At 66.4% G+C, this 24,218-nt stretch carries 24 protein-coding genes; 14 read left to right on the forward strand and 10 right to left on the reverse strand.

Annotated elements, in window-relative coordinates:
- Positions 1-110 precede the first annotated feature (110 nt).
- Both WI560_RS26410 and WI560_RS26415 read left to right on the forward strand, forming a co-directional pair.
- Complete coding sequence (locus WI560_RS26410) at positions 111-1,700, forward strand: gamma-glutamyltransferase family protein (RefSeq protein ID WP_375305545.1); 1,590 nt, start codon at positions 111-113, stop codon at positions 1,698-1,700.
- Between the two features lie 156 nt (positions 1,701-1,856).
- Positions 1,857-2,096 carry a hypothetical protein gene (locus WI560_RS26415; protein WP_375305546.1) on the forward strand — a complete coding sequence of 80 codons (240 nt, stop codon included), beginning with the start codon at positions 1,857-1,859 and terminating at the stop codon, positions 2,094-2,096.
- Between the two features lie 52 nt (positions 2,097-2,148).
- Here the strand turns inward: WI560_RS26415 and WI560_RS26420 are convergent, their stop codons facing one another.
- The 4 genes from WI560_RS26420 to WI560_RS26435 are packed head-to-tail and all read right to left on the reverse strand — an operon-like array spanning position 2,149 to position 5,631.
- A complete protein-coding gene (locus tag WI560_RS26420; protein WP_375305547.1) occupies positions 2,149-3,432 on the reverse strand; it encodes an NAD(P)/FAD-dependent oxidoreductase in 1,284 nt (427 codons plus the stop codon).
- Between the two features lie 13 nt (positions 3,433-3,445).
- Positions 3,446-4,177 (reverse strand): amino acid ABC transporter ATP-binding protein, encoded by a 732-nt coding sequence (locus tag WI560_RS26425; RefSeq protein WP_375305548.1) that lies wholly within the window; start codon positions 4,175-4,177, stop codon positions 3,446-3,448.
- A complete protein-coding gene (locus WI560_RS26430; protein WP_028134612.1) occupies positions 4,174-4,827 on the reverse strand; it encodes an amino acid ABC transporter permease in 654 nt (217 codons plus the stop codon). Before WI560_RS26430 ends, WI560_RS26425 begins: the two co-directional genes overlap by 4 nt.
- 45 nt (positions 4,828-4,872) lie before the next feature.
- Positions 4,873-5,631, reverse strand: a complete 759-nt coding sequence (locus WI560_RS26435) for an ABC transporter substrate-binding protein (RefSeq protein WP_375305549.1) — start codon at positions 5,629-5,631, stop codon at positions 4,873-4,875.
- Positions 5,632-5,811: 180 nt separating this feature from the next.
- Between WI560_RS26435 and WI560_RS26440 the strand changes: the two genes are divergently transcribed.
- Together WI560_RS26440 and WI560_RS26445 are read left to right on the forward strand one after the other, a co-directional pair.
- On the forward strand, positions 5,812-6,456 hold the full coding sequence (locus WI560_RS26440) for a helix-turn-helix domain-containing protein (protein WP_375305550.1): 645 nt from the start codon (positions 5,812-5,814) through the stop codon (positions 6,454-6,456).
- Between the two features lie 65 nt (positions 6,457-6,521).
- On the forward strand, positions 6,522-7,079 hold the full coding sequence (locus WI560_RS26445; protein WP_375305551.1) for an SMI1/KNR4 family protein: 558 nt from the start codon (positions 6,522-6,524) through the stop codon (positions 7,077-7,079).
- Positions 7,080-7,392: 313 nt separating this feature from the next.
- Here WI560_RS26445 and WI560_RS26450 read toward each other — a convergent pair whose 3' ends face one another.
- A complete protein-coding gene (locus WI560_RS26450; RefSeq protein WP_375305552.1) occupies positions 7,393-8,658 on the reverse strand; it encodes a D-amino acid dehydrogenase in 1,266 nt (421 codons plus the stop codon).
- Positions 8,659-8,730: 72 nt separating this feature from the next.
- Positions 8,731-10,059 (reverse strand): aspartate aminotransferase family protein, encoded by a 1,329-nt coding sequence (locus tag WI560_RS26455; protein WP_375305553.1) that lies wholly within the window; start codon positions 10,057-10,059, stop codon positions 8,731-8,733.
- A gap of 149 nt (positions 10,060-10,208) precedes the next feature.
- On the opposite strand from WI560_RS26455, the gene WI560_RS26460 reads away from it, so the two are divergent.
- Positions 10,209-10,757 (forward strand): cupin domain-containing protein, encoded by a 549-nt coding sequence (locus tag WI560_RS26460; RefSeq protein WP_028134606.1) that lies wholly within the window; start codon positions 10,209-10,211, stop codon positions 10,755-10,757.
- A gap of 201 nt (positions 10,758-10,958) precedes the next feature.
- Positions 10,959-11,111 (forward strand): hypothetical protein, encoded by a 153-nt coding sequence (locus tag WI560_RS26465; protein ID WP_375305554.1) that lies wholly within the window; start codon positions 10,959-10,961, stop codon positions 11,109-11,111.
- 39 nt (positions 11,112-11,150) lie between these two features.
- Here WI560_RS26465 and WI560_RS26470 read toward each other — a convergent pair whose 3' ends face one another.
- From WI560_RS26470 to WI560_RS26480, 3 genes are read right to left on the reverse strand one after another with little or no spacing between them, the layout of a single operon-like run.
- The gene (locus WI560_RS26470) at positions 11,151-13,412 is read right to left on the reverse strand and encodes a xanthine dehydrogenase family protein molybdopterin-binding subunit (protein WP_375305555.1); all 2,262 of its coding nucleotides are present in this window, start codon (positions 13,410-13,412) and stop codon (positions 11,151-11,153) included.
- Positions 13,405-14,460 (reverse strand): FAD binding domain-containing protein, encoded by a 1,056-nt coding sequence (locus WI560_RS26475; protein ID WP_375305556.1) that lies wholly within the window; start codon positions 14,458-14,460, stop codon positions 13,405-13,407. The genes WI560_RS26470 and WI560_RS26475 overlap by 8 nt, the downstream gene beginning before the upstream one ends.
- Positions 14,457-14,954: a (2Fe-2S)-binding protein gene (locus WI560_RS26480; RefSeq protein ID WP_375305557.1), complete on the reverse strand. Its 498-nt coding sequence runs from the start codon at positions 14,952-14,954 to the stop codon at positions 14,457-14,459. The genes WI560_RS26475 and WI560_RS26480 overlap by 4 nt, the downstream gene beginning before the upstream one ends.
- Before the next feature lie 251 nt (positions 14,955-15,205).
- Here WI560_RS26480 and WI560_RS26485 point away from each other — a divergent pair, with 251 nt between their 5' ends.
- The gene (locus WI560_RS26485) at positions 15,206-15,874 is read left to right on the forward strand and encodes a TetR/AcrR family transcriptional regulator (RefSeq protein ID WP_375305558.1); all 669 of its coding nucleotides are present in this window, start codon (positions 15,206-15,208) and stop codon (positions 15,872-15,874) included.
- 52 nt (positions 15,875-15,926) lie between these two features.
- On the opposite strand, the gene WI560_RS26490 is transcribed toward WI560_RS26485, so the two are convergent.
- Positions 15,927-17,114: an MFS transporter gene (locus WI560_RS26490; RefSeq protein ID WP_375305559.1), complete on the reverse strand. Its 1,188-nt coding sequence runs from the start codon at positions 17,112-17,114 to the stop codon at positions 15,927-15,929.
- A 226-nt stretch (positions 17,115-17,340) separates the two neighbouring features.
- Here WI560_RS26490 and WI560_RS26495 point away from each other — a divergent pair, with 226 nt between their 5' ends.
- The 7 genes from WI560_RS26495 to flhA all read left to right on the forward strand — a co-directional run bounded on the left by WI560_RS26495 (position 17,341) and on the right by flhA (position 24,217).
- Positions 17,341-17,769 (forward strand): hypothetical protein, encoded by a 429-nt coding sequence (locus WI560_RS26495; RefSeq protein ID WP_375305560.1) that lies wholly within the window; start codon positions 17,341-17,343, stop codon positions 17,767-17,769.
- 77 nt (positions 17,770-17,846) lie between these two features.
- Entirely contained in the window at positions 17,847-18,131 is a 285-nt protein-coding gene (locus WI560_RS26500) for a hypothetical protein (RefSeq protein ID WP_375305561.1), read from the forward strand.
- A 9-nt stretch (positions 18,132-18,140) separates the two neighbouring features.
- Entirely contained in the window at positions 18,141-19,568 is a 1,428-nt protein-coding gene (locus WI560_RS26505) for a TolC family protein (RefSeq protein ID WP_375305562.1), read from the forward strand.
- A 13-nt stretch (positions 19,569-19,581) separates the two neighbouring features.
- Complete coding sequence (locus WI560_RS26510) at positions 19,582-20,916, forward strand: copper oxidase (protein ID WP_375305563.1); 1,335 nt, start codon at positions 19,582-19,584, stop codon at positions 20,914-20,916.
- Between the two features lie 8 nt (positions 20,917-20,924).
- On the forward strand, positions 20,925-21,401 hold the full coding sequence (locus WI560_RS26515) for a cupredoxin domain-containing protein (RefSeq protein WP_375305564.1): 477 nt from the start codon (positions 20,925-20,927) through the stop codon (positions 21,399-21,401).
- 17 nt (positions 21,402-21,418) lie between these two features.
- Entirely contained in the window at positions 21,419-21,721 is a 303-nt protein-coding gene (locus WI560_RS26520; protein WP_375305565.1) for a copper-binding protein, read from the forward strand.
- 354 nt (positions 21,722-22,075) lie between these two features.
- Complete coding sequence (gene flhA, locus WI560_RS26525; protein ID WP_375305566.1) at positions 22,076-24,217, forward strand: flagellar biosynthesis protein FlhA; 2,142 nt, start codon at positions 22,076-22,078, stop codon at positions 24,215-24,217.
- The last annotated feature ends 1 nt before the right edge of the window (position 24,218 follow it).

Here is a 24,218-nt window from a genome sequence, read left to right on the forward strand (position 1 = left end):
GCCTCCCTTTGGATGTTCTCGTTGGCCGCAATGTGCCATTGTCCGCGGGCTTCGCCAATCGCGGAGCAAGTCAGCGCAGCGAAGCCAGCCCAGAACAACAAGACGACATCATGCCTCATCAGTTCAGCCTCAACCAAACCGTCCGCAAACCCGCCGTCACGTCCAAGGGCGGCATCGTCGCCTCGCAATCGCGGCGGGCGGCCGAAGTCGGGGCACAGGTGCTGGCGGCGGGCGGCGACTGCGTGGACGCGGTCGTGGCCACGACCATGGCGCTGAACGTGCTCGAGCCCTGGAACAGCGGCATCGGCGGCGGTGGTGCGATGGTGCTCTTCCGCGCCAAGGAAAATCGCTATGAAGTAATCGATTACGGCATGTGCGCGCCGCAGAGCCTGCGCGTCGCCGACTATCCGCTCAGCGGCGAAGGCGCTGCGTCCGATCTCTTCCCCTGGCCGCGGGTGAAGGACGATCGCAACATCCACGGTCCCGGTTCGATCGCCGTGCCCGGCGTCGTCGCCGGGATGGAGGAGGCGCATCGCCGCTACGCCAAGATGCCGTGGAAGGATCTGGTGACGCCGGCGGCCAGGCTCGCCGGCGAAGGCCTGCTGGTCGATTGGTGGACCACGGTGACGATCTCGGGCTCGGCCGCCGATCTCAGGCGCTATCCCGCCAGCGCGGCGGCATTCCTGAAGGACGGCCTGCCGCCGAGCGCGCCATGGGGCATCAAGGCCGAGACGCGGCTGCCGCAGGACACGCTGAAGGCGACGCTGTCGCATCTCGCCGAGGCCGGGCCGCGCGACTTCTACCACGGCGATCTCGCCCGGAGCATCACCTCCGACGTCAAGGCCGACGGCGGTTCGCTGTCGGTCGAGGACCTCGCCGCCTTCCGCGCGCATCTGCGCGAGCCGCTGACGATCCCGTATCGCGGCGGCAAGGTGTATGCGACGCCCGAGCTCACGGCCGGGCCCACCATGGCGCACGCGCTGCGCCTGCTGCAGCAGAGCCTGACGCCGGCAGGCGCGCCAGACGCGGCCGCCTATGCCGAATATGCACTCGCTCTGCAGGCGGCCTTCCGCGAGCGGCTCAAGGACATGGGCGATGCCGACGGCAAACGCTCGCTCGGCGCCGAATATCTGGCCCCGGCCTGCACCACGCATTTCTCCGTGGTCGACCGCCACGGCAACATCGCCGCGGTGACGCAGACGCTGCTCTCGTCCTTTGGCTCGCGATATGTGACGCCGCACACCGGCATCGCCATGAACAACGGCATCATGTGGTTCGATCCGACGCCCGGCACCACCAACTCGCTCGCGCCCGGCAAGCGCTGCCTCTGCAACTATACGCCCGTCATCGCCGAGACCGGGGACGGCAAGCGCCTCGCGGTCGGCGCATCCGGCGGCCGCCGCATCCTGCCGTCGGTGCTGCAGCTCGTCTCGTTCGCGATGGATTACGGCATGGACCTCGACGCCGCGATCCATCAGCCGCGCATCGACGCCAGCGAAGGCGCGGTGGTGATCGGCGATGCTCGCCTGCCGGAGGAGGTGCGCAAGACTCTGGCCGCGCGCTTCGACTATGAAGAGACCCGCGTGCAGACGCTACCGCAGAAATTCGCCTGCCCGAGCGTGGTGATGCGCGAGGGCGACACGAATTTCGGCGCGGTCGAGATCTTCCAGCCCTGGGCCGACGCGGTCGCGGAAGCCTGAGCGCGAGGGATCGCTGCGCGAGTCTGCCAGCGCGCGTTGAGTTCTCGTGCGATTACGCATCCGGGCGAGCATCATCACTCCTCCACATTCGCGGGGAACTTAGCTGCGTACGGTTCGTTCGCTCAACGGACAAATGCGCTCATCCCTGTGGAGGACATGATGAAGAAACTTGCGCTCGCCGCGTCGCTGATCATCGCGGCCGGCTTTACATTGACAGGCCCTGCACTGGCCAAGGGCGGACATGGCGGCGGTCATGGCGGCGGTCACGGCCATGGTCATGGCCATAAGATGGGCCATCATCACCATGGCAAGTCGTTCGGATGGTACCACGGGCGCAAGGTCGGCTGGCGCGGTCACAGCTGCCCGCCCGGCCTGTGGAAGCAGGGCCGCTGCTGAAGCCCAATCTGCCATTGCGTTAGGCGTCGCTCCTCACCGGGCGGCGCCTTTTTCAGATGCCGAGCCGGTCCCGCACCCGGCCTGCGATCACAGCGGTCGTTACTCCGACTGGCCAGAACGCGTGCATCGGAATCGGCTTGATGCCCGTGATCGGCATGTCGATCTCCGCCTTGGCGCCGTCGATCAGCCGGCGCGCGAGCTGCGCGCCCATCGCGGTCGCGAGCGCAACGCCGCGGCCGTTGCAGCCGAGCGAGATCAGGACGCTCTCGGCCGGCTCATGCACATGGGGATAGTGATCCGCGGTGATGGCGAGCCGGCTGTTCCAGCCGTGGGTCCAGGCAACGCCCTTGAGCTGCGGCCATAGCCGCTCAGCGTACCGCATGAGATAGGCGACATCGTACGGCGACTTGATCCAGCGCATCGGGCCGCGGCCGCCCATCAGGAGACGATTGTCCTGATCGATGCGGTAGTAGACCGTGATGTGGCCGCTCTCGTAGAGCACCGGACGCGTCGGCATGATCGAGCGCGCCACCGCATCGGAGAGCGGTGCGGTGGCGGCGATCGAGGAGAACACCGGCACGATGGTGCGGCGAAGCGCCGGCCAGAGATCGTCAGTGAAACCGTTGGTGGCGAGCAGGACCTTGTCGGCATGCACGATTGCCCGCGGCGTCTCGATGCGCCAGCGGGTGCCCTCGCGGCGCAGCGACAGCGCCGGCGTCTCGCCATGCACCTTCGCGCCCGCCGAGATCGCGGCGCGCGCGAGGCCGCGGGCATAGCTCAGCGGATGCAGATCGCCGCCGCGCGTATCCAGCATCGCGCCGATGTAGCGGTCGGTGCCGGTCATCGCGCGGAGCTGCTCGCGGTTCAGATGGGTCACCGGCATGCCGCGGCGGATGCATTGCTGCGTTGTCTTCTCGATCGCGGCGGCGCTCGCCTCGTTGTAAGCCGCGCGCAGCGTGCCGTTCTGCCGTGCCTCGCACGGGATCTGGTAGTGGCGGATCAGATCATGGGTGAAGTTGGTGGTGCCGTAGGCGAACTCGATCATGCGGCGGCCGAGCTCAGGGCCGAAATCGGCCTCGATCTGATCGGGATCGTGCTTCAACCCGGGATTGGTATGACCGCCGTTGTTGCCGGAGGCGCCCCAACCCGGCTCCTGCGCCTCCAGCACCAGGGCCTCGACGCCCTGCTCGGCCAGGTGCAGCGCGGTCGAAAGCCCGGTGTAGCCGCCGCCGACGATCGCAATCGAGACATTCCTGTCGACGTCGAGCGGCGGCGTTGCCACCGGCGCGACCGCGGTGTCGGCATAGAGCGAGGGCGGCAAAGGCAGGCGCGACATGGCGAAAGACCGGTCAGAGCGGATGCAGCACGCGGCGGAGAAAATCCTGCGTGCGCGGATGCTGGGGTTGATTGAGGACGGTCTTGGCCGCCCCTTGCTCGACGATGACGCCGCCGTCGATGAACAGCACGCGGTCGGCGACGTCGCGGGCAAAGCCCATCTCGTGGGTGACGACGACCATGGTCATGCCGTCGTCGGCGAGCTTGCGCATCACGCCGAGCACGTCGCCGACCAGTTCAGGGTCGAGCGCCGAGGTCGGCTCGTCGAACAAAATGGCCTTGGGCTGCATCGCCAGCGCCCGCGCGATCGCGACGCGCTGCTGCTGGCCGCCGGAGAGCTGCGGCGGATGCGCATCGGCCTTCTCGGCGAGGCCGACCTGGGCGAGCAGCGCGCGGCCGCGCTCCAGCGCCTGGGCCCGCGGCTCCTTCTTCACGAACAGCGGTCCCTCGATCACGTTCTCCAGCGCTGTGCGATGCGGGAACAGGTTGAAGCGCTGGAACACCATCGAGACCTGGGTGCGGATGTTCACGATCGACGGCGCATCGCGGTCGACCTTCAGGCCCTCGATGCTGATGTCGCCGCGATCGTAGCTTTCCAGCCCGTTGATGCAGCGCAGGATGGTGGACTTGCCGGAGCCGGAGGGACCGACGATGCAGACCACCTCGCCCTTCTCGACGGAGGCCGTGATGCCCTTGAGCACCTCGACCTTGCCGAAGCTCTTGTGGACGTCGTTCAGCTCGATCATCGCTTGCCGGCCCGCTTCTCGAAGTGACGGACCAGGAGGATCAGCGGAATGCTCATGGTGAGATACATCAGCGCCACCAGCGTGAACACGCTGGTGTTCTTGAAGGTCGAGGACGCGATCAGCTTGCCCTGCAGCGCGAGCTCCGCGACCGTGATGGTGGAGGCCTGCGAGGAATCCTTCAGCATCATGATCATGACGTTGCCGTAAGGCGGCAGCACGATGCGCACGGCCTGCGGCAGCACCACGCGGCGCATGGTGAGCCACCAGCCCATGCCGATCGACTGCGCCGCCTCGATCTGGCCCTTGTCGATTGCCTCGATTCCGGCGCGGAAGTTTTCGGCCTGGTAGGCCGAATAGGCGATGCCGAGGCCGAGGATCGCGGCCTGCAAGGCCGACAGCGTGACGCCGAGTTCGGGCATCACGAAGTAGAGATAGAACAACAGCACGATGATCGGGATGCCGCGGATCACGTTGATCAGGCTGGCGCTGAGCATCGACAGCGGCTTGATGCCGGAGACCCGCATCATCGCCCAGACGAGGCCAAGCACCGTCGAGAGCAGCAGCGAGCCGATCGTGACGAGAATCGTCAGCGCGACGCCGCTCATCAGGATCGGGAAGAACTCGGCGGCGTCGTGCCAAAATCCTTTCATCGCGCAGCCTTCATCGATCCGTCGCTGACGATCAGCACCGCTTGATCAACCCTGGGCCTTCAGGCCCCATTTATCCAGGATCTTCTCGATGGTGCCGTTGGCCTTGAGCTTCGCGAGCGAGGCGTTGATCTTGCCGAGCAGCGCAGCTTCGCCCTTGCGGACGCCGATGCCGACCGAGCCGACCGTGACCGGCTTGTAGCCGTCGACCAGCCGCACCTCGGGGAAGCCGCCCTGCTTCAGATTGTAGGCGAGGATCGGATAATCGGCATAGCCGGCCTTGAGGCGGCCGGTGTTCACGTCGCGCAGGATGTCGGGAATGGTGTCGTAGGCCTTCACCTCGGCGAACAGGCCGGTCTTCTTCAATGCGTCGACGAAGGCGGTGCCGACCTGGGCGCCGACCGTCGCGCCTTTCAGATCGTCCTGCGTGGCGTAGGACTTGGTGTCGGTCTTCGGCACCACGAGGCCCTCGCCGTAGCTGTAGATCGGGTCGGAGAAATCGACGACCTCCTTGCGCGGCGGGGTGATGAACATCGCGGCGGCAATGATGTCGATCTTGCTCGAGGTCAGCGACGGGATCAGCGCCGAGAACTGCATCGGCTCGATCTGCACGTTGAAGCCGGCGTCCTTGCCGACCTCGGTGATGAGATCGACCATGATGCCCTGGATGGTATTGGTCTTGGTGTCGAGGAAGGTGAAGGGAATGCCCGTCGGCGTCGAGCCGACCTTCAGCACCTGTTGCGCCGACGCCGGCACGACGGTGGCAAGTGCGAGTGCCGCGACCGCGGCCAGACCAAAACGCTTCATCGCATCCCCCTTTGGGCCCGGCCGGCGGCGGCGCTTCGCGGATGTCGTGATCAGACGTTGCGGGCCGCGCCGTTTCGGCCTATTTTCACCAATATGAAAATTTGGTCACACTTTCGCTGACGATGCAAGCGGTTTTCATGCACATGAAGGAAGCGGTTTGACGTGAGCGGTGGCAAGAGAATGCGCAAACCGGCCGCCGCAAAGCCGGCGAAGCGGGCGAAGTCCAAGGCCGTGACCAAACCGGCGGAGCCCGCGATGGACGTCGCGGTCGGCCGCCGCATCCGGGATCTCAGGCGCGTCAGGCAATTCTCGCTGGAGACGGTTGCGGCGCGCACCGAGCTGTCGATCGGCTTCCTCAGCCAGATCGAGCGCGGCCTGTCCTCGCCCTCGCTGCGCGTGCTGGCGACGCTCGCCGACGTGCTCGGCGTCGGCATCGCCGCATTGTTCGGCGCGAGCCCGAGCGCCGACGGCGGATCCGACCAGGTGGTGACGCGCGGGCTGCAGCGCCCGGAATTGAAGCTGTGGCGCACCGGCGTATCCAAGCAGCTGCTGAGCCCGGCGAGCGCCGACAGCAAGCTCAACCTGTTCCTGGTGCATCTGGAGCCCGGCGGCTCCACCGGCGACGAACTCTACACCCACGACGGCGAGGAAGCCGGGCTCGTGCTCGAAGGCGAGATGCTGCTGACGGTGGACAGCGAGACCTGGTCGCTGAAGCGAGGGGACAGCTTTCGCTTCGCCAGCCGCCGGCCGCACCGGTTCTCCAATCCGGCGAATGATGCGAACGCCGTGGTGCTGTGGGTGAATTGCGTGACGGGGGCGGGGTAAGTTGCAGCCGTTCCCACCTCCACGCACAGTACGAGGGCGTTCCCAAAGGCTAAGGCCCCTCGTCGATGGATGACCTCATCATTGCTGCGATCCGACAACGGCTGAAGACTGATGTTACAGATCTGGGCCGAACTCCACGCACGGGGCTGATTCCCGCTAATGCAGGCGATATCGCCGATGACGAGAAGCACCTCCGCTTTCGGCTGCCGGCGCTTTTGAAGCGGATTTACGCAGAGATCGGAAATGGAGGATTCGGACCTGGATACGGAATCATCGGTTTGACGAACGGAGTTCCCGACGACACCGACAGGACCGCTGTTGCGCTTTACGAGGTCTATCGAAGCGCACCGGAGCTAAGATGGCCCCATGGCCTGCTACCGATCTGCTATTGGGGATGCGCCATCTATTCTTGCATCGATTGTCTGGATCCGGCTTCAAGGATGCAGGTTTTCGATCCGAACGAACACGATGGAGACGACTGGACCGACGCATTCTTCGAGGACTCTCCCAGTTTCGAGGACTGGATCAGATCGTGGGCGTCCGGCGTCAATCTTTGGGACAAGATGTACGGCGATGATGGCCACATCGCCCGCATCATCTCTGCGCGTCGGAAGCGACCTTGATCCCGCGAACCGCGGGCTCGACCCGTCATCCTGAGGCGCGAGGCGTGGGATGCAACGCGTTCCGCGGAAAGCCTCGAAGGATGCACGGCCCAGATGCAGCCGGGCCGTCGCCCTTCGAGGGCCGCTGAAGAAGCGGCCGCCTCAGGGTGACGGTGATGGATTTGGACGCACGTCGCCTCCACATCGTCATTGCGAGCGCAGCGACTTGTCCGCCGAAGCCTTTGGCGAAGGCGGAAGCAATCCAGAGATGCCTCTGCGGAGACAGTCTGGAATGCTTCGTCGCTTCGCTCCTCGCAATGACGCGCAGAAAGTCTTACCCGAACCGGTGCTTGTACCGCTCCACCGACAGCGCACTGACGTCGATGTCCGGCTTCTTGCCCGACAGCATGTCGGCGAGCACGCGGCCCGAGCCGCAGGACATCGTCCAGCCGAGCGTACCGTGGCCGGTGTTGAGGTGGAGATTGGCGTAGTGCGTCCGGCCGATCACGGGCGGGCCGTCGGGCGTCATCGGGCGCAGGCCGCTCCAGAATGTCGCCTTGGTGAGATCGCCGCCGCGTGGGAACAGGTCTGTGAGCGAATGATCGAGCGTTGCACGGCGGGCGTCATAGAGCTTGTCCGAATAGCCGGAGATTTCCGCGGTGCCGCCGACGCGGACGCGATCGCCCAATCGCGTGATCGCGACCTTGTAGCTCTCGTCCATCACGGTCGATTCCGGCGCGCCGGAGGCGTCCTTGATCGGTACCGTGATCGAATAACCCTTGACCGGATAGACCGGCAGCGAGATGCCGAGCGGCGCGACCAGCCGGGACGACCAGCTGCCGAGCGCGAGCACATAGGCGTCGGCCTGCAACAGGCCGGCGCTGGTCGCAACGCCGCTGACGCGGGCGCCCTCGGTGACGATGCGGTCGATCGAGGTGTTGAACAGGAAGCGCACGCCGAGCGCTTCGGCATGCTTGGCCAGCGCCTGCGTGAACATGTGGCAGTCGCCGGTCTCATCCTGTGGCAGGCGCAGCCCGCCGACGAATTTCTCCTTGACGCCCGCGAGCGCCGGCTCCGCTGCGATGCAGCCCTCGCGGCTCAGCACCTCGAACGGCACGCCATATTGCTTGAGCACGGCGATGTCCTCGGCGGTGCCGTCGAGCTGGGCCTGGTAGCGGAACAGCTGCAGCGTGCCTTGCGCGCGCTCGTCATACTGGATGCCGATGTCGCGGCGCAGATCGCGCAAGGCGTCGCGGCTGTACTCCGCGATCGGAATCATCCGGCTCTTGTTGACCGCGTAGCGCGCGCTGGTGCAGTTGCGCAGCATCTTGAGCAGCCAGACCCACATCACGGGATCGAGCTTGGGCCGGATCACCAGCGGGCCGTGCTTCATCAAGAGCCACTTGACCGCCTTCACCGGCACGCCGGGGCCGGCCCAGGGCGAGGAATAGCCGGGCGACACCTCGCCGGCATTGGCGAAGGACGTCTCCAGCGCCGGCTCGGGCTGACGGTCGACGACCGTCACCTCGTGGCCGGCACGTGCGAGGTAGTAGGCAGAGGTGACACCGATGACACCGCTGCCGAGGATCAGAACTTTCACGCTTGGTCAAACTCCCGCGGCATCACTTTTCGCCGCTGCAAGAACACAACTCGCTAGCGGCGAGAGCAATTATCAGGCCACCTTCTTGATGGCGTCGCCGAGGATCGAGACCATCTGGTCGATATGGCTCTTCTCGACGATGAGCGGGGGCGACATCGCGAACGAGTCGCCGCTCATGCGCAGATAAAGGCCGGTGTTGAAGCAGTCGACCATCACGTCATAGCCGCGCGCACCGACGACACCGTCGCGCGGCGCCAGCTCGACCGCGCCCATCAGGCCGCAATTGCGGATGTCGACGACGTTCGGCAGGCCCTTCAGCTGGTGCAGCGTATCGCGCCAATATTCGGCGATCGACGCACCGCGCGTCAGCAGGCCTTCGTCCTTGTAGATGTCGAGCGTCGCGATGCCGGCGGCGCAGGCGGTCGGATGCGCCGAATAGGTGTAGCCGTGGAACAGCTCCATCTGGTTCTCCGGGCCGACCATCAGCCCGTCGTGAACCTTGCGGCTCGCGAACACCGCGCCGCAGGGAATGGTGCCGTTGGTGATGCCCTTGGCCGTTGTCATCAGATCCGGCGTGACGCCGAAGAAATTGGCGGCGAACGGCGTGCCGAGACGGCCGAAGCCGGTGATGACCTCGTCGAAGATCAAGAGGATGCCGTGCTTGTCGCAGATCTCGCGCAGGCGCTGCAGATAGCCCTTCGGCGGCGGCAGCACCGCGGTCGAGCCCGGCACCGGCTCGACGATGACGGCGGCGATGGTCTCGGCGCCATGCAGGGCGACCAGACGCTCGAGATCGTCGGCGAGCTCGGCGCCATGCTCCGGCTGATCCTTGGCGAAGGCGTTGCGGCTGAGGTCGTGGGTATGGCGGATGTGGTCGACGCCCGGCAGCAGGGTCGTGAAGGCGCGGCGGTTGGCGACCATGCCGCCGACCGAGGTGCCGCCGAAGCCGACGCCGTGATAGCCGCGCTCGCGGCCGATCAGGCGGGTGCGGCTGGCCTGGCCGGTGGCGCGGTGATAGGCCAGCGCGATCTTCAGCGCGGTGTCGACCGACTCGGAGCCGGAATTGGTGAAGAAGACGCGGTCGAGGCCCTTCGGCGCGATCTCGGCGAGCCGCTCGGCGAAGTCGAACGCCAGCGGATGGCCCATCTGGAACGAAGGCGCGAAGTCCAGCGTCATCAGCTGGCGTTCGACCGCGGCGGCGATCTGCTTGCGGCCGTGGCCGGCATTGACGCACCAGAGGCCGGCGGAGCCGTCGATCACCTTACGGCCGTCGACGGTGGTGTAGTGCATGCCCTCGGCCGAGGAGAACAGGCGCGGTGCCTTCTTGAATTGCCGGTTGGCCGTGAACGGCATCCAGAACGAGTCGGTCTTGATAGTGTTCGGAATCTGATGAAGGGTCACGGCCGCGCTCCTTTGCTGACTTCATAGCAGAGGCACGGCTTGGCATGCGCAACAAGTCCTTTTCTGGTGCGCCGCAAGCTATTGATTTGTCTAGACCTGCCGGTCCATATTTGCGCGATCCGCAACACTCGCAACAGGGACCTGGGCTCATGAGCGTCGACATCGGTGGACGGCTGCGATTCATCCGGGCGCGCCACAAGCTGTCGCAGCGCGAGCTGGCCAAGCGCGCCGGGGTCACCAACTCGACGATCTCGCTGATCGAATCCAACCAGATGAACCCCTCGGTCGGCGCGCTCAAGCGCATCCTCGACGGCATCCCGATGGGGCTCGCCGAGTTCTTCGCCCTGGAGCCGGAGTCCCGGCGCAAGATCTTCTACCGTGCCGAGGAGCTCACCGAGGTCGGCAAGAAACCGATCTCCTACCGTCAGATCGGCGACAATCTATTCGGCCGCAATCTGCAGATCCTGAAAGAGCGCTACGAGCCCGGCAGCGACACCGGACGCGTCCACCTCGTCCACGAGGGCGAGGAAGGCGGCATCGTGATTTCGGGCAAGCTCGAGGTCACCGTCGAGGACGAGCGGCGCATCCTCAACCCGGGCGATGCCTATTATTTCGAGAGCCGCCGACCGCATCGCTTCCGCTGCGTCGGCGGCAAGCCGTGCGAGGTGATCTCGGCCTGCACGCCGCCGACGTTCTGACGCGCGATCGGCCGCATCCGGGAGGATACGGGGCCCCGCCTTTTCCGAAGCAGATTGAGCCAGCTCAATTTCCGGCGGCCAAACCGCCTCTATATTGAGAAGCATAGCCGAGCAGCCTGGCGTAGAGGTGCTGAGGTTATGGCCCCGGACTCTTAGGCTCTCTTGGGCTCTCCGGGGCCGCTTCGTAGACGGAGTTCGCGCATGAAGACCATCCCCGTGAATGCCGAAGCCGCACTCCATGATGTGCTGAGCGACGCCGACCAGCTGCACTCGCGAGAGCTGCGCGCAGCCCTCGAGAAATACGTCGCGGCGCTACGAGTGCAGATCAAGACCCTCCGCAAGATGATGAACTGACACCCGGCGGAGCGAGGAGACCTCGCCTCACCTGCCGCCTCAGTGCGGCGTCAGCAGCTCCTCGATCCGGATCGGAAACTTGCGGACACGAACGCCGGTCGCATGCCAGACCGCGTTGGCGACCGCTCCGGCGCTGCCGGTGATGCCGATCTCGCCGACGCCCTTGATGCCGAGCGCGTTGACGTGGGGGTCGTGCTCCTCGACCGTGATGACGTCGAGCGGCGGCACGTCGGCATTCACCGGGACATGATACTCGCCGAGATTGGCATTCATGATGCGGCCGGTCCGGCGATCGGTAATCGCCTCCTCGTGCAGCGCAAAGGAAATGCCCCAGATCATGCCGCCGAACAGCTGGCTCTGCACCATGCGCGGATTGACGATCCTCCCGGCGGCAAAGGCCCCGACCATGCGGCTGACGCGGATCTGGCCGAGCTCGGGATCGACCTTCACCTCCGCGAACACCGCGCCGTGCGCGTGCATCGCGTATTCCTCCATCGCGGCCGGGTTCGGCGCGCCGGTGCCGCGGGCTTCGACTTCGGCGAGGCCGGCACGCGCCAGGATCTCGGAATAGCTTTCGCCGCGGCTCTCGTCGTCGCGCCGGACCAGCCGTCCTTCGCGCGCGATCACGCCGGCATTGCCGGCGCCGAACAGCGGCGAGCGCTCGTCACCGGTCGCGAGGTCAGCGAGTTTCACAATCACGGCCGCGCCGGCGCTGTGGATCGCAGCACCTGCTGTCGCCGTATGCGCGGAGCCGCCGGCGATGCCGGCATCGGGCAGGTCGGACGTGCCGGCCTTGAATTCGACGCGATCGATGTCGAGGCCGAGCTGGTCGGCCGCGATCTGCGCCAGCGCGGTCCAGGCGCCCTGCCCCATGTCGTGCGCGCCGATCTCCATCACGCCCGAGCCGTCGCGCCGGATCGCCGCGCGCGCTTCCGCCTGGAACATCAGCGCCGGGAACGTCGCCGTGCCCATGCCCCAGCCGACCAGGAGGCCGGCATCGTCGCGCATCTGCCGTGGCTGCAGCGAACGCTTGGCCCAGCCGAAGCGCGCGGCGCCCTGCTCGTAACAGGCCAGCAGCGCCTTTGAAGAAAACGGCTTGCCGCTGATCGGCTCGACCTCGGCGTAGTTCTTGAGGCGGAAGGCGAGCGGATCCATGCCGCAGGCCCAGGCCATCTCGTCGATCGCGCTCTCCAGCGCAATCGAGCCCGTCGCCTCGCCGGGCGCGCGCATGAACAGCGGCGTTCCCGTGTGGACGCGTACGGCGTCGTGCGAGGTGCGGATCGCGGGGGCCGCATAGAGCGTGTGCGAGGCATCGGCCGCGGGCTCGTAGAAATCGTCGAACGTGCTCGACACGGTCCGCGTATGGTGATCGAGAGCGGTCAGACGTCCCTCGCCGTCAGTGCCGAGACGCAGGCGCTGACGCGTCGGCGCCCGATGGCCGACCGGGCCGTACATCTGCTCACGGCGCAGCACCAGCTTGACCGGCTTGCCGACCAGCTTCGCCGCCATGATGCCGAGCACCGGCGGCCCGCCCATCAGCCCCTTCGAGCCGAAGCCGCCGCCGAGGAAGGGACTGCGGATATGGATCTTGTCGTGCGCGATGCCGAACAGTTCGGCAATGCGCGCCAGCGACAGCTTCAGGCCCTGGGTCGGCATGTCGATCGACAATCTGTCGCCATCCCAGCTTGCGACGATGCCGTGCGGCTCCATCGCGTTGTGATATTGCGGCGGCGTCTCGTAAGTCGCCTCGATCCGCTTCTCGGCCGCGGCAAGGCCGGCCTCGATGTCGCCGCGGTGATTCTCGGTGGGGTTGCCGACGCCGACGACCGGCGGCACGAAGCTCGCGCCGGCGTCGAGCCCGACCAGCGGAGGCAAGGCCTCGTAGCGCGGCGCCAGCAGCTCCGCGCCCTCCGTCGCCGCCTCCAGCGTTTCCGCGATCACGACCGCGATGGGCTGGCTGGCGTAGCGGACTTCTTTGCTCTGCAACGCTTCCATCCGGAACACGAACGGATTGGTCTTGATCTCCGGATCGATCGCCAGCTGCGGCTTGTGGTCCGGCGTCATGACGTCGACGACGCCGGGATGGCGTTTTGCGGCGGCGACGTCCAGCGAGACCACGCGGCCATGCGAGATGCTGGAAACAGCGATCACCGCATAGAGCATGCCGGGCGGATGATTGTCGGCGGCATAGGTCGCCTGCCCCGTGACCTTGAGGACGCCGTCGCGGCGGGTCAGCGGCTGGCCGATGTTCGAACCGTGCCTGATATGGGCAGGTGCGCTGGTGAGGTTGAGCTCAGACATGAACGGCTCCGGACGTGGAAGCAAAGGGAGACGCCGGCAGCGCAGGGATGCGCGCAGGCGTACCGGCGGCGGCCAGTCGCAGCGCGCGCACGACGATGCGGCGCGCGAGCTCGATCTTGAAGGCGTTGTCGCCGGACGGCTTCGCATCGGCCAGCGCACGCCAGGCGGCTTCCTGGAAGACGTCTGCCGTGGGCGCGACGCCGCTCAGCACGTCTTCCGCGGCGCGGGCCCGCCAGGGCTTTGCGGCAACGCCGCCGAGCGCAAGCCGGGCGTCCGCGATCTTGCCGTTCTCGATCCGCAACGCGGCGGCGGCGGAGACGACTGCGAAGGCATAGGACGTGCGCTCGCGGACCTTGAGGTAGCGCGCATGCGCCGCGAACGTGCGCGCCGCCGGCGGCAGGCGCACCGCGACGATGAGGTCGCCGGGCTCGAGCGCGGATTCGCGCGCCGGCGTGTCGCCGGGCAGGCGATGCAGCTCGTCGAGCGCGATCTCGCGACGGCCGTTCCGGCCCTCGATCTCGACGATGGCGTCGAGCGCGACCAGCGGCACGCAGAAGTCGGATGGATGCGTGGCGATGCAGCTCTCGCTCCAGCCAAGCACGGCGTGGCCGCGGTTCTCGCCCTCGCGGGCATCGCAGCCGCTGCCGGGCTCGCGCTTGTTGCAGCGGCTGGCGGTGTCGTAGAAATATGCGCAACGCGTCCGTTGCAGCAGATTGCCGCCGACGGTCGCGGCATTGCGCAATTGCGCCGAAGCGCCGGAGAGCAGCGCCTCGGCGACGGCCGGATAGGACTTTGCAAAGGCCGGATCATGCGCGAGGTCGGCATTGCTCACCAGCGCGCCGATGCGCAACGAGCCGTCGGGAAGCGTCTCGATGGCATCGAGCCCGTCGAGATGGGTGACGTCGACCAGGCGATCCGGACGGCTGACGCCGCCTTTCATCAGATCGAGCAGATTGGTGCCGGCGGCGAGGTAGACCGCACCCGGCTGAGCGGCGGCGGCAACGGCTTCGGCGACCGTCGCAGGCCGGACGTAATCGAACGGTTTCATGCCGAGCGCCTCTGATTGGATTGGTCCATCTGTCCTTGCGCATCGAGCACGGCATCGACGATGCCGGCATAGGCGCCGCACCGGCAGAGATTGCCGCTCATGCATTCGCGGATGCGCTCGGGATCGTTACCGGCCTGCGCCTCCTGGATCATGCCGATCGCGCTCATGATCTGGCCCGGCGTGCAGAAGCCGCACTGGAATCCGTCGTGGGCGATGAAGGCGGCCTGCACCGGATGCAGCTGGTCGCCGCGCGCGACGCCCTCGATGGTCAGGATGTCGGCGCCGTCATGGCTGATGGCGAGCGCGAGACAGGAATTGATGCGCTTGCCGTCGACCAGAATGGTGCAGGCGCCGCACTGGCCGCGATCGCATCCCTTCTTGGTTCCGGTGAGATGGAGGCGCTCACGCAGGAGATCGAGCAGCGTGACGCGCGGATCGTCGAGGACGAAGTCGCGCCGCGCACCGTTCAAGGTGAGGCTGATGGAGTGGTTCATACAAGGCTCCGATCAGATTTGGACATGAATCATCGCGCAGCGCGCCACCGCCGTGGCCGCCGTCGATATGCGTCAGCCAGTGGGAAGCCGGCCAACAGCTCAGCGAAGATACGGAGGCACCCTCCGTTTAACAAGGCCGGTGCGAAAATATTTGGAATTCGTCGAAAGCGCTTGCACCATCAACGCGATGCAGCCCTGCGAAGGTCCGGCGAGGGTTCAATCTAACCAATTCGTGATCTACATTGCGCACCATGGACGACCACGCCGACCAGATTCGGAAGCCCCGCGCCGATGCCGTGCGCAACCGCGACCGCGTGCTCGAGGCTGCGAAGGCCGTGTTCAGCGCCGGAGGCCCCGAGGCCAGCCTGGAAGCCGTCGCGAAGCGCGCCGGCGTCGGCATCGGCACGCTCTATCGGCATTTTCCAACGCGCGAGGATCTGTTCGAGGCGGTGTACCGGCGCGAGGTCGAGCAACTCAGCGAGCTGGCCGAGCAGTTGAAGAACGCCAAGGACCCGGTCGACGCGTTACGGCGCTGGCTGCGCTCGGGGGTCGAGTTCGTTGCCACCAAGAAAGGCATGTCGGCCGCGCTGGCGCTGACATTCCAGAGCTCGTCGGAGCTCGCCGCGTTCTCGATGGAGCGGCTGACCAAGGCGATCGGCTCGCTGCTCGACCGCGCCGTCGCGGCCGGCCAGATGCGCGGCGACATCAGCCCGGAGGACCTGCTCAGGGCCTTGATCGGGATGTGCTACATGCACGACCAGCCCGGCTGGCAATCCTCGGTGCTGCGCATGCTCGACGTGTTCGTCGACGGCTTGCGCGTGCAGCCGGCCGGCAAGGCCAAGGCAGGCGCAGTCAAGACAGGCGCAGTCAAGGTACGCACAGCCAAGCCAGCCAAGCCGGCCGCAAAGCGGAAGCATTAGTCGAACGGAAAATGCGAGATCCGGCTGTTCGCTGCCGAAGGGAAGAGCCGGTCTAAGTCGCAAACCCCGGGCCCGCTTTCACCGCGCTCATCCGCGAGCGGATCAGCAGCAGCACGACGATGCTGATGTTGAGCGCGTTCCAGGCCACGCCATTGGCGAACGCCGCGCCGTAGGAGCCGGTGGCGTCGAAGATCACGCCCGAGACCCAGCCGCCGAAGGACATGCCGAACACCGAGGCGAAGATCACGATGCCGACGCGCGTCGCCGCCTCGCTCGCCGGCATCGCCTCGCGCACGATGATGGCGTAGCTCGGCACGATGCCGCCCTGGAACAGGCCGAACATCGCGGAGATGAGATAGAGCGAGGCGAGGCTGTCGAAGAACAGATAGAACACCAGCGCGAAGCCCTGCGCCAGCGATCCCACCAGCAGCGTGCGGATGCCGCCGATCTTGTCGGCGAGATAGCCCGAGCCGATCCGGCTGATGATGCCGCAGCCCATCATCAAGGACAGCATCTCGGCGCCGCGCGCCACGCCGTAGCCGAGATCGCCGCAATAGGCGACGATGTGCACCTGCGGCATCGCCATGGCGACGCAGCAGGAGATGCTGGCGATCGAGAGCAGCACGGTCAGCGTGTTGGTCGACAGCTTGAGATCGACGCGGGGCGGCGGCGCATTGGCATGGTCGCGGACATGGTCGTCGCCCATCTGCGCGCGCAGGACGAGGACCAGAAGCGCCATCGTGCTGGCGCAGACGATGCCGATGCCGATATGGGTGTAGCGCCAGCCGATCGTCTCGGTGCCCCAGCTCACGATCGGCGGCCACATCGCTCCCGCGACATAGTTGCCGCTGGCGACGATGGTCACGGCAAGGCCGCGATAGCGCTCGAACCAATGCGAGGCTTCCGCCATCAGCGGCGCGAAGGTCGCCGAGGTGCCGAGGCCGATCAGGAAATAGGCGGCGACAAACTGCCAGAGCTGTGTCGACAGGCCCGCGAGCACATTGGCGATGCCGAGAAAGGCAATGCTGATCGCCATCGCGAGCACGATGCCGAACCGGTCGGTGATCTTGCCGGCGATCACCCCGCCGAGCCCGAAACCGAACATCATCATCGTGAAGGCGAGCGACACGGCGCCGCGCGTCGCCCCGAATTCGGCCTGCACCACGGGAATCACGACCACGACCGCCCACATGCCGACGGCGCCGATCGAGCCGATGACGAGCGCAAGTACGAGGCGCACCCAGGCCTGACGCGAATCAGGCGTGAAGGAGGCCGGTCTCTGTCCTGGATGATTTGGCGCGAGCACGGCCGGAACATGTTCGCTGGGCGCTTGATGGTCAAGCATCGTGGCGCGATATTGGGCATGCGCTGTGCACTGCGGTAACAAGGTGCTTGGCGGCCGCCGCTTTTGCGATTAGCTTGCAATCAACGCAGGCACCATCGCCGCGTGGGAACCTGACGACGCAATGTTGCTGCGATTGAGACGATCGGTGCGGATCAAGGTAGGGCGCCTCATTGCCCTCGCCTATCTGTTCTGCGTGCTCGCGCCGGCAGCAAGCCTCGCCTGGAGCAACGGCCCGGCGCCCTGCCTCGATGAGGCCGTGCCGGCGCATCATCAGATGCCTGCTGGCCACGGGCATGACGCCAGCTCGCATCAGCACGCCGGACCGCACGCGCATCACCAGACCGCCGAACGGGATGCGCCGGCGCCGCATCACCATGGCGACCGGGGCACTGTCGGCCCCTGCTGCGCAATGATGTGCGTGAGCGCATTGCCGGCCGATCTGCCCAGCGTCGCCATGCCGCTTCTGCCTGTCACCGCCTGTGCGCCGGAGATCGTGGCCGGCCTGCACAGCGCGGCGCCGCCCCTGCACTACCGCCCTCCCATCGCCTGATCTGACGCGACGATTTCGGGCCGTTGCGCGCTCTTTCGCGCGCGCGAGCCTGTGGTCTTTCAGATCAGGGATGAATCATGCTGACGCTTTCCGGGGCGGAGTCCGCCGCAACAACTGCGGTGCGTGGACGACACTTTCGATTCTATTGGCCGTTGCTGGCCCTGGTTGCGCTGGCGCTGTCCGGCTGCATGCCGGCCACCACGCAGGTCGCGGCCGCCGATCCGGCCGATCCGGCGGCGAAGGTCGCGCCGGTCGGCTATCGGTCGACCATCGCGCCCTACACCAGCCTGCGGCCAGCGACGCCCGCGCCATGGCGTGGCCGCAACGACGCGGTGACGCCGCAGTCGAAGCAGGACCGGTAGGAGCGCGCCATGACATCCCATCTTGCGCGAGGCCTGCTCGTCCTCATCGCGTTCAGCGTCTCCGGCTGCGCCGCGTTCTCGCCCGACAGCGGCATGAGCGCCGTTTCCGAGCTGACCAGCCGGGCCATCAACAAGGACGTCGCCTTCGTGCGAACGACTGAGGGCGCCGGCGCGGTCGAGGGGCGCGTTCACCAATTGCTGGCGCGCACGCTGAGCGTCGAGAGCGCGGTGCAGATCGCGCTGCTCAACAACAAGGGACTGCAAGCCGCCTATAACGAGCTGGCGTTGGCCGAGACCGACCTGGTCGAGCAGAGCCTGCCGCCCAATCCCGTGTTCGCGGTCTCGCGCATCACGGGCAATGGCGCCAGCGAGATCGAGCGCCAGGTGGTCGGCGACATCCTCGCGCTCGCCACCCTGCCGTTCCGCTCCGAGATCGCCCGCGAGCATTTTCGTCAGGCCCAGTTGCGCGCGGCGCTGGCAACGCTGCGGCTCGCAGCCGACGTCCGCCGCGCCTATTGGCGCGCCGTTGCCGGCAACGAGATGGTGGCGCTGCTGACCGACGCCAAGGCGACGGCGGAATCGACCGCACAGCTCGCCGTCAAGCTCGGCGAGACCGGCTCCCTCAACAAGCTCGACCAGGCGCGCGAGCAGGTGTTTTACGCGGAGACCACCGCCGACCTCGCCACCGCACGGCAGATGGCAGCGAGCTCGCGCGAAAGACTGGCACGCCTGATGGGGCTGTGGGACGGCGGCCTCGACTTCCGCCTGCCGAACGCCTTGCCGCCGCTGCCGCGCCGCCCGTTGACCTTGCCTTCGATCGAGACCGACGCGGTTGCCCATCGCATCGACCTGCAGATCGCGCGGCTGGAGCTGGTGGCACTGGCCAAGGCCTTGAACCTCACCGAGGCGACGCGCTTCGTGACCCTGCTCGACCTCGCCGGCATCGCCCGCCGCACGCAGGATCCGGAAGGGCCGTCTTTCCGCGAACGCGGCTTCGACGTCCAGTTCCAGATCCCGATCTTTGACGGCGGCGAGGTGCGGGTGCGGCAGGCGGCGGAGACCTACAATCTCGCCTTCAACCGCCTGACCGAGCGCGCCGTCAACGTGCGCTCGGAAGCGCGCGATGCCTATCGCATCTATCGCTCGAGCTACGACATCGCCAGCCACTACCAGCGCGAGATCATCCCCTTGCGCAAGATCATCACCGAGGAGATGCAACTGCGCTTCTCCAGCATGCAGGTCGACATCTTCGCGCTGCTGACCGAGGCGCGGCAGCGCCTGGCCTCGCTGCGCGGCGCGATCGACGCCAGGCAGCGCTTCTTTCTCGCCCAGGCCGACTTGCAGACCGCCGTCAACGGCGGCGGCGTGCCGGCCGCCGGCGGCGACAATCCAACCGCCATCGCCGCGGCAGCGCCTGCCGCCGGCGGCGGCCACTGACACGGAGACCGAGATGTTTTCCCGCCGAGGATTTTTGGGGACCGCCGCGCTCGTCGGCGCGTCTGCGGTTCAAGGCCGCGTGCAGGCCGCGTCGATTCCGGAAGCCCCGCACATGGACAAGGTGGTGATGCAGCCGCCGCTCCATCCCGCCAGCGGACCCGACTATCGTCCCGTGGTGACGCTGAACGGCTGGTCGCTGCCGTTCCGCATGAACGGCGACTGGAAGGAATTCCATCTCGTCGCCGAGCCCGTGGTGCGCGAGTTCGCCGAGGGCATGAAGGTGAATCTGTGGGGCTATAACGGCCAGTCGCCCGGACCGACGATCGAAGCGGTCGAGGGCGACAAGCTCCGCATCTTCGTCACCAACCGCCTGCCCGAATACACCAGCGTGCACTGGCACGGCATGATCATTCCGAGCGGCATGGACGGCGTCGGCGGGCTGACCCAGCCGCACATCCAGCCGGGCAAGACCTTCGTCTACGAGTTCGAGATGAAGAAAAGTGGAACCTTCATGTACCACCCGCATTCCGACGAGATGGTACAGATGGCGATGGGCATGATGGGCATGGTCGTCGTGCATCCGCGCGACCAGAGCTTCCGGCCGGTCGACCGCGACTTCGTCTTCGTGATGAGCACCTATCGCGTCGACCCCGGCACCTACCTGCCCCATGTCAACGAGATGACCGACTTCAACATGTGGACCTGGAATGCCCGGGTGTTTCCCGGCATCGATCCCTTGCCGGTCCGGCTCGGCGACAAGGTGCGCGTGCGCATCGGCAATCTCAGCATGACCAACCATCCGATCCATCTGCACGGCCACAGCTTCGCGGTGACCTGCACCGACGGAGGCTGGATTCCGGAGAGCGCACAATATCCGGAGACGACGACGGACGTGCCGGTCGGTGCCGTCAGGGTGTTCGACGTGCTCGCCGACAATCCCGGCGACTGGGCATTCCACTGTCACAAGTCGCATCACACCATGAACGCGATGGGGCACGACGTGCGCAACCTGATCGGCGTGTCGCGCAAGGATCTCGCCAAGGCCGTGGGCAAGCTCGCGCCCGACGGCATGGCGATGGGCTCGACCGGCATGGCGATGGGCAACATGGAGATGCCGACGCCGGACAACACGCTGCCGATGATGACCGGCACCGGCCAGTTCGGCCCGATCGAGATGGGCGGCATGTTCACGGTGATGAAGATCCGCGAGGACCTCGCGCGCGACGATTATCGCGATCCCGGTCCGTACAAATTCCCGCAAGGCACCGTCGCCTACGAAGTGGCCGCACCCGCCCCGGAGCCGGCACGGCAGAAATCCGGCAGCCCGCCGATGAAGCACAAGATGTGAGCGTTTCGATGAACCATCAACTGGAGTTGACCATGAAGACGATCAAGCTCGGCCTCGCGCTGATTGCGCTGTCGACCGCGCCGGCCCTTGCGCACGACAAGCACTCTCACGCGACCTTTTCGGCCGGCGAGCCCGGCGACCCCAAGAAGCCCGCGCGCACCATCGAGATCCTGCTCAACGAGATGGACTACACGCCTGCGAAAATCGAGGTCAAGCGCGGCGAGCAGATCCGCTTCGTGCTGCGCAATGTCGGCAAGGAGGACCACGAATTCCTGCTCGCCACGACCAAAGAGAATCTCGCGCATGCGGAGCAGATGAAAAAGCATCCGCACATGGAGCACGACGAGCCCAATGCGGCGCGGCTTGCACCAAAGAAGACGACCGAGATCCTCTGGAAGTTCAGCAAGCCCGGCACCTTCGAATATTCGTGCCTCATTCCCGACCACCGCGAGTACGGCATGGTCGGCCACGTCACCGTGAAGTAACGCGAAAGGAGATTCACATGAACCGCATCAACGGTATCACTGCCGCGCTGGCGCTGACCGTCGGCCTTGCGACTGCAACCCTCGCCGCCGAGAGCGCCGCGATCAGCGGCGAGGTCAAGAAGATCGACGAGGGCGCCGGCAAGATCACGCTCAGGCACGGTCCGGCGAAGAGCCTCGGCATGGAGGACCCCATGACCATGGTCTATCGGGTCAAGGATCCCGCCATGCTCAAGCAGGTGAAGGTCGGCGACAAGGTGACCTTCGAGGCCGAGGAGGCGGCCTCGGGGTACACGGTGACGAAGATGCAGAAGGCGAAATAGGGGGCTTTTCCCCGACCGTCATTCCGGGGCGCGCCCTTTGGCGCGAGCCCGGAATCCATTTCTCCATAGCGTATGCGGCCCGATGGATTCCGGGCTCGCGCTTCGCGCGCCCCGGAATGACCACAGCCGGGCCCCGAAACACCCGCCCCGCCTCACTTCCCACCCTGCGTTAACCCTTTGCTAACCATACACCCGGCAAGAATTGCCGGGTGAAGTCGAGTGTCGTCGGCCGCGTAGAACGGGAGGAACCCCGTGGACGCCAGTGCGGTGCCTCACTTTCGGAACGGCGGCCCATCGGCCGCCGCGCAGACGTTTGGGGCGCGCGGACGGCAGTCGCGCGGGGAGGCAGCTACCATGGTCGACGTCACCGCAGGACAGGGCGTAGGCAGCACGAGGCCCTCGATCCCCTCCCTCAACGACATCGTCACCGTCCTCAAGCGCGGCGACATCGCGCTGGCGCTCGGCGTTCTCACCATCCTGGTGGTGCTGATCCTGCCGCTGCCTGCGATCGTGCTGGACGTGTTCCTGGCGATCTCGATCACGCTCTCGATCCTGATCCTGATGACTTCGCTGTTCATCCAGACGCCGCTGGAATTCTCGTCCTTCCCGACCGTCCTTCTGATCTCGACCATGCTGCGCCTGTCGCTCAACATGGCCTCGACCCGCCTGATCCTGTCGCACGGGCACGAGGGCACGGCCGCCGCCGGTCACGTCATCGAAGCCTTCGGCAACTTCGTGATGGGCGGCAATTTCGTCATCGGCATCATCGTCTTCGCCATCCTGATCATCGTCAATTTCGTCGTCATCACCAAGGGTTCGGGCCGTATCGCCGAAGTCGCCGCGCGCTTCCACCTCGACGCCATGCCCGGCAAGCAGATGGCGATCGACGCCGACCTCGGAGCCGGCCTGATCGACGAGAAGGTCGCCAAGGAGCGCCGTAAGGAGCTGGAGGACGAGAGTGGCTTCTTCGGCGCCATGGACGGCGCCTCCAAATTCGTCCGGGGCGATGCCATCGCCGGCCTCCTGGTCGTCTTCATCAACGTCGTCGGCGGCATGATCATCGGCGTGGCGCAGCAGGGCATGTCGTTTGCCGACGCCGGCCGCACCTACACGCTCCTGACCGTCGGCGACGGCCTCGTCACCCAGGTGCCGGCGCTGATCGTCTCGACCGCGGCCGGCCTGCTCGTCTCCAAGGCCGGCGTCTCCGGCGCCGCCGACAAGGCGCTGATGAAGCAGTTCTCCGGCTATCCGCAGGCGCTGGCGATGTCCTCGGCGGTGATGCTGGTGCTGGCGGCGCTGCCGGGCATTCCGACCCTCCCGTTCCTGGCGCTCGGCGCCGGCGCCGGCGCGCTGGCCTGGAACGCACGCAACCGCAACCGCGTCACCGCCCGGGCCGAGGAAGCCGCCAAGGCCGCACCCGCTCCGGGAACGCCGGGTGCGCCGGGCGCCGCCGCGGCGGACGAGCCGATCTCGGCCGCGCTCAAGATCGACGACCTCAAGATCGAGCTCGGCTATGCCCTGCTGCCGCTGGTCAACGGCCCCGACGGCACCGACCGCCTAACCGAGCAGATCAAGGCGCTGCGCCGCTCGCTCGCGATCGAGATGGGTTTCGTGATGCCGGCGGTCCGCATCCTCGACAACGTCCAGCTCGAGGCCAACACCTACATCATCAAGATCAAGGAGGTCGACGCCGGCACCGGCAAGATCTGGCCGAACCAGTTCATGGTCATGGATCCCGGCGGCAGCCAGGTGCAGGTGCCCGGCATCCACACCACCGAGCCGACCTTCGGCCTGCCCGCGACCTGGGTCGATGCCAGCCTCAAGGAGGAGGCCTCGCTCAAGGGCTACACCGTTGTCGACGCCGCCACCGTGCTCTCCACCCACCTCACCGAGCTGCTCAAGGCCAACATGTCGGACCTGCTCTCCTATGGCGAGGTGCAGAAGCTGCTCAAGGAGCTGCCCAAGGAGCAGAGCGAGCTGGTCAAGGACATCGTGCCGGGACAGGTCACGGTCTCCGGCATCCAGCGCGTGCTGCAATTGCTGCTCGCCGAGCGGATCTCGATCCGCGACCTCTCCACCATCCTCGAAGGCATCGCGGACTCGCTGGCCTTCTCGCGCAATCCCGCGACCATGGTCGAGCATGTCCGGGCGCGCCTGGCGCGCCAGATCTGCGCCCAGAACACCTCCTACGCCGGCTATCTGCCGCTGATCGCACTGTCGGCAAAATGGGAGCAGGCCTTTGCCGAATCCATCATCGGCCAGGGCGAGGAGCGCAGCCTTGCGATGCAGCCCTCGAAGCTGTCGGAATTCATGACCGCCGTGCGCGAAGCCTTCGAGCGTGCCGCGCGCGAGGGCGAGGCGCCGGTGCTGGTCACCTCTGCGGCTATTCGTCCCTTCGTCCGGTCCCTGGTGGAGCGGTTCCGGGCCCAGACCACCGTGCTGTCGCAGGCTGAAATCCACCCCAGGGCGAGGTTGAAAACGGTCGGAAGCGTCTGAT

This window comes from Bradyrhizobium sp. A11, from assembly GCF_042077125.1.
Classification (GTDB): domain Bacteria; phylum Pseudomonadota; class Alphaproteobacteria; order Rhizobiales; family Xanthobacteraceae; genus Bradyrhizobium; species Bradyrhizobium japonicum_B.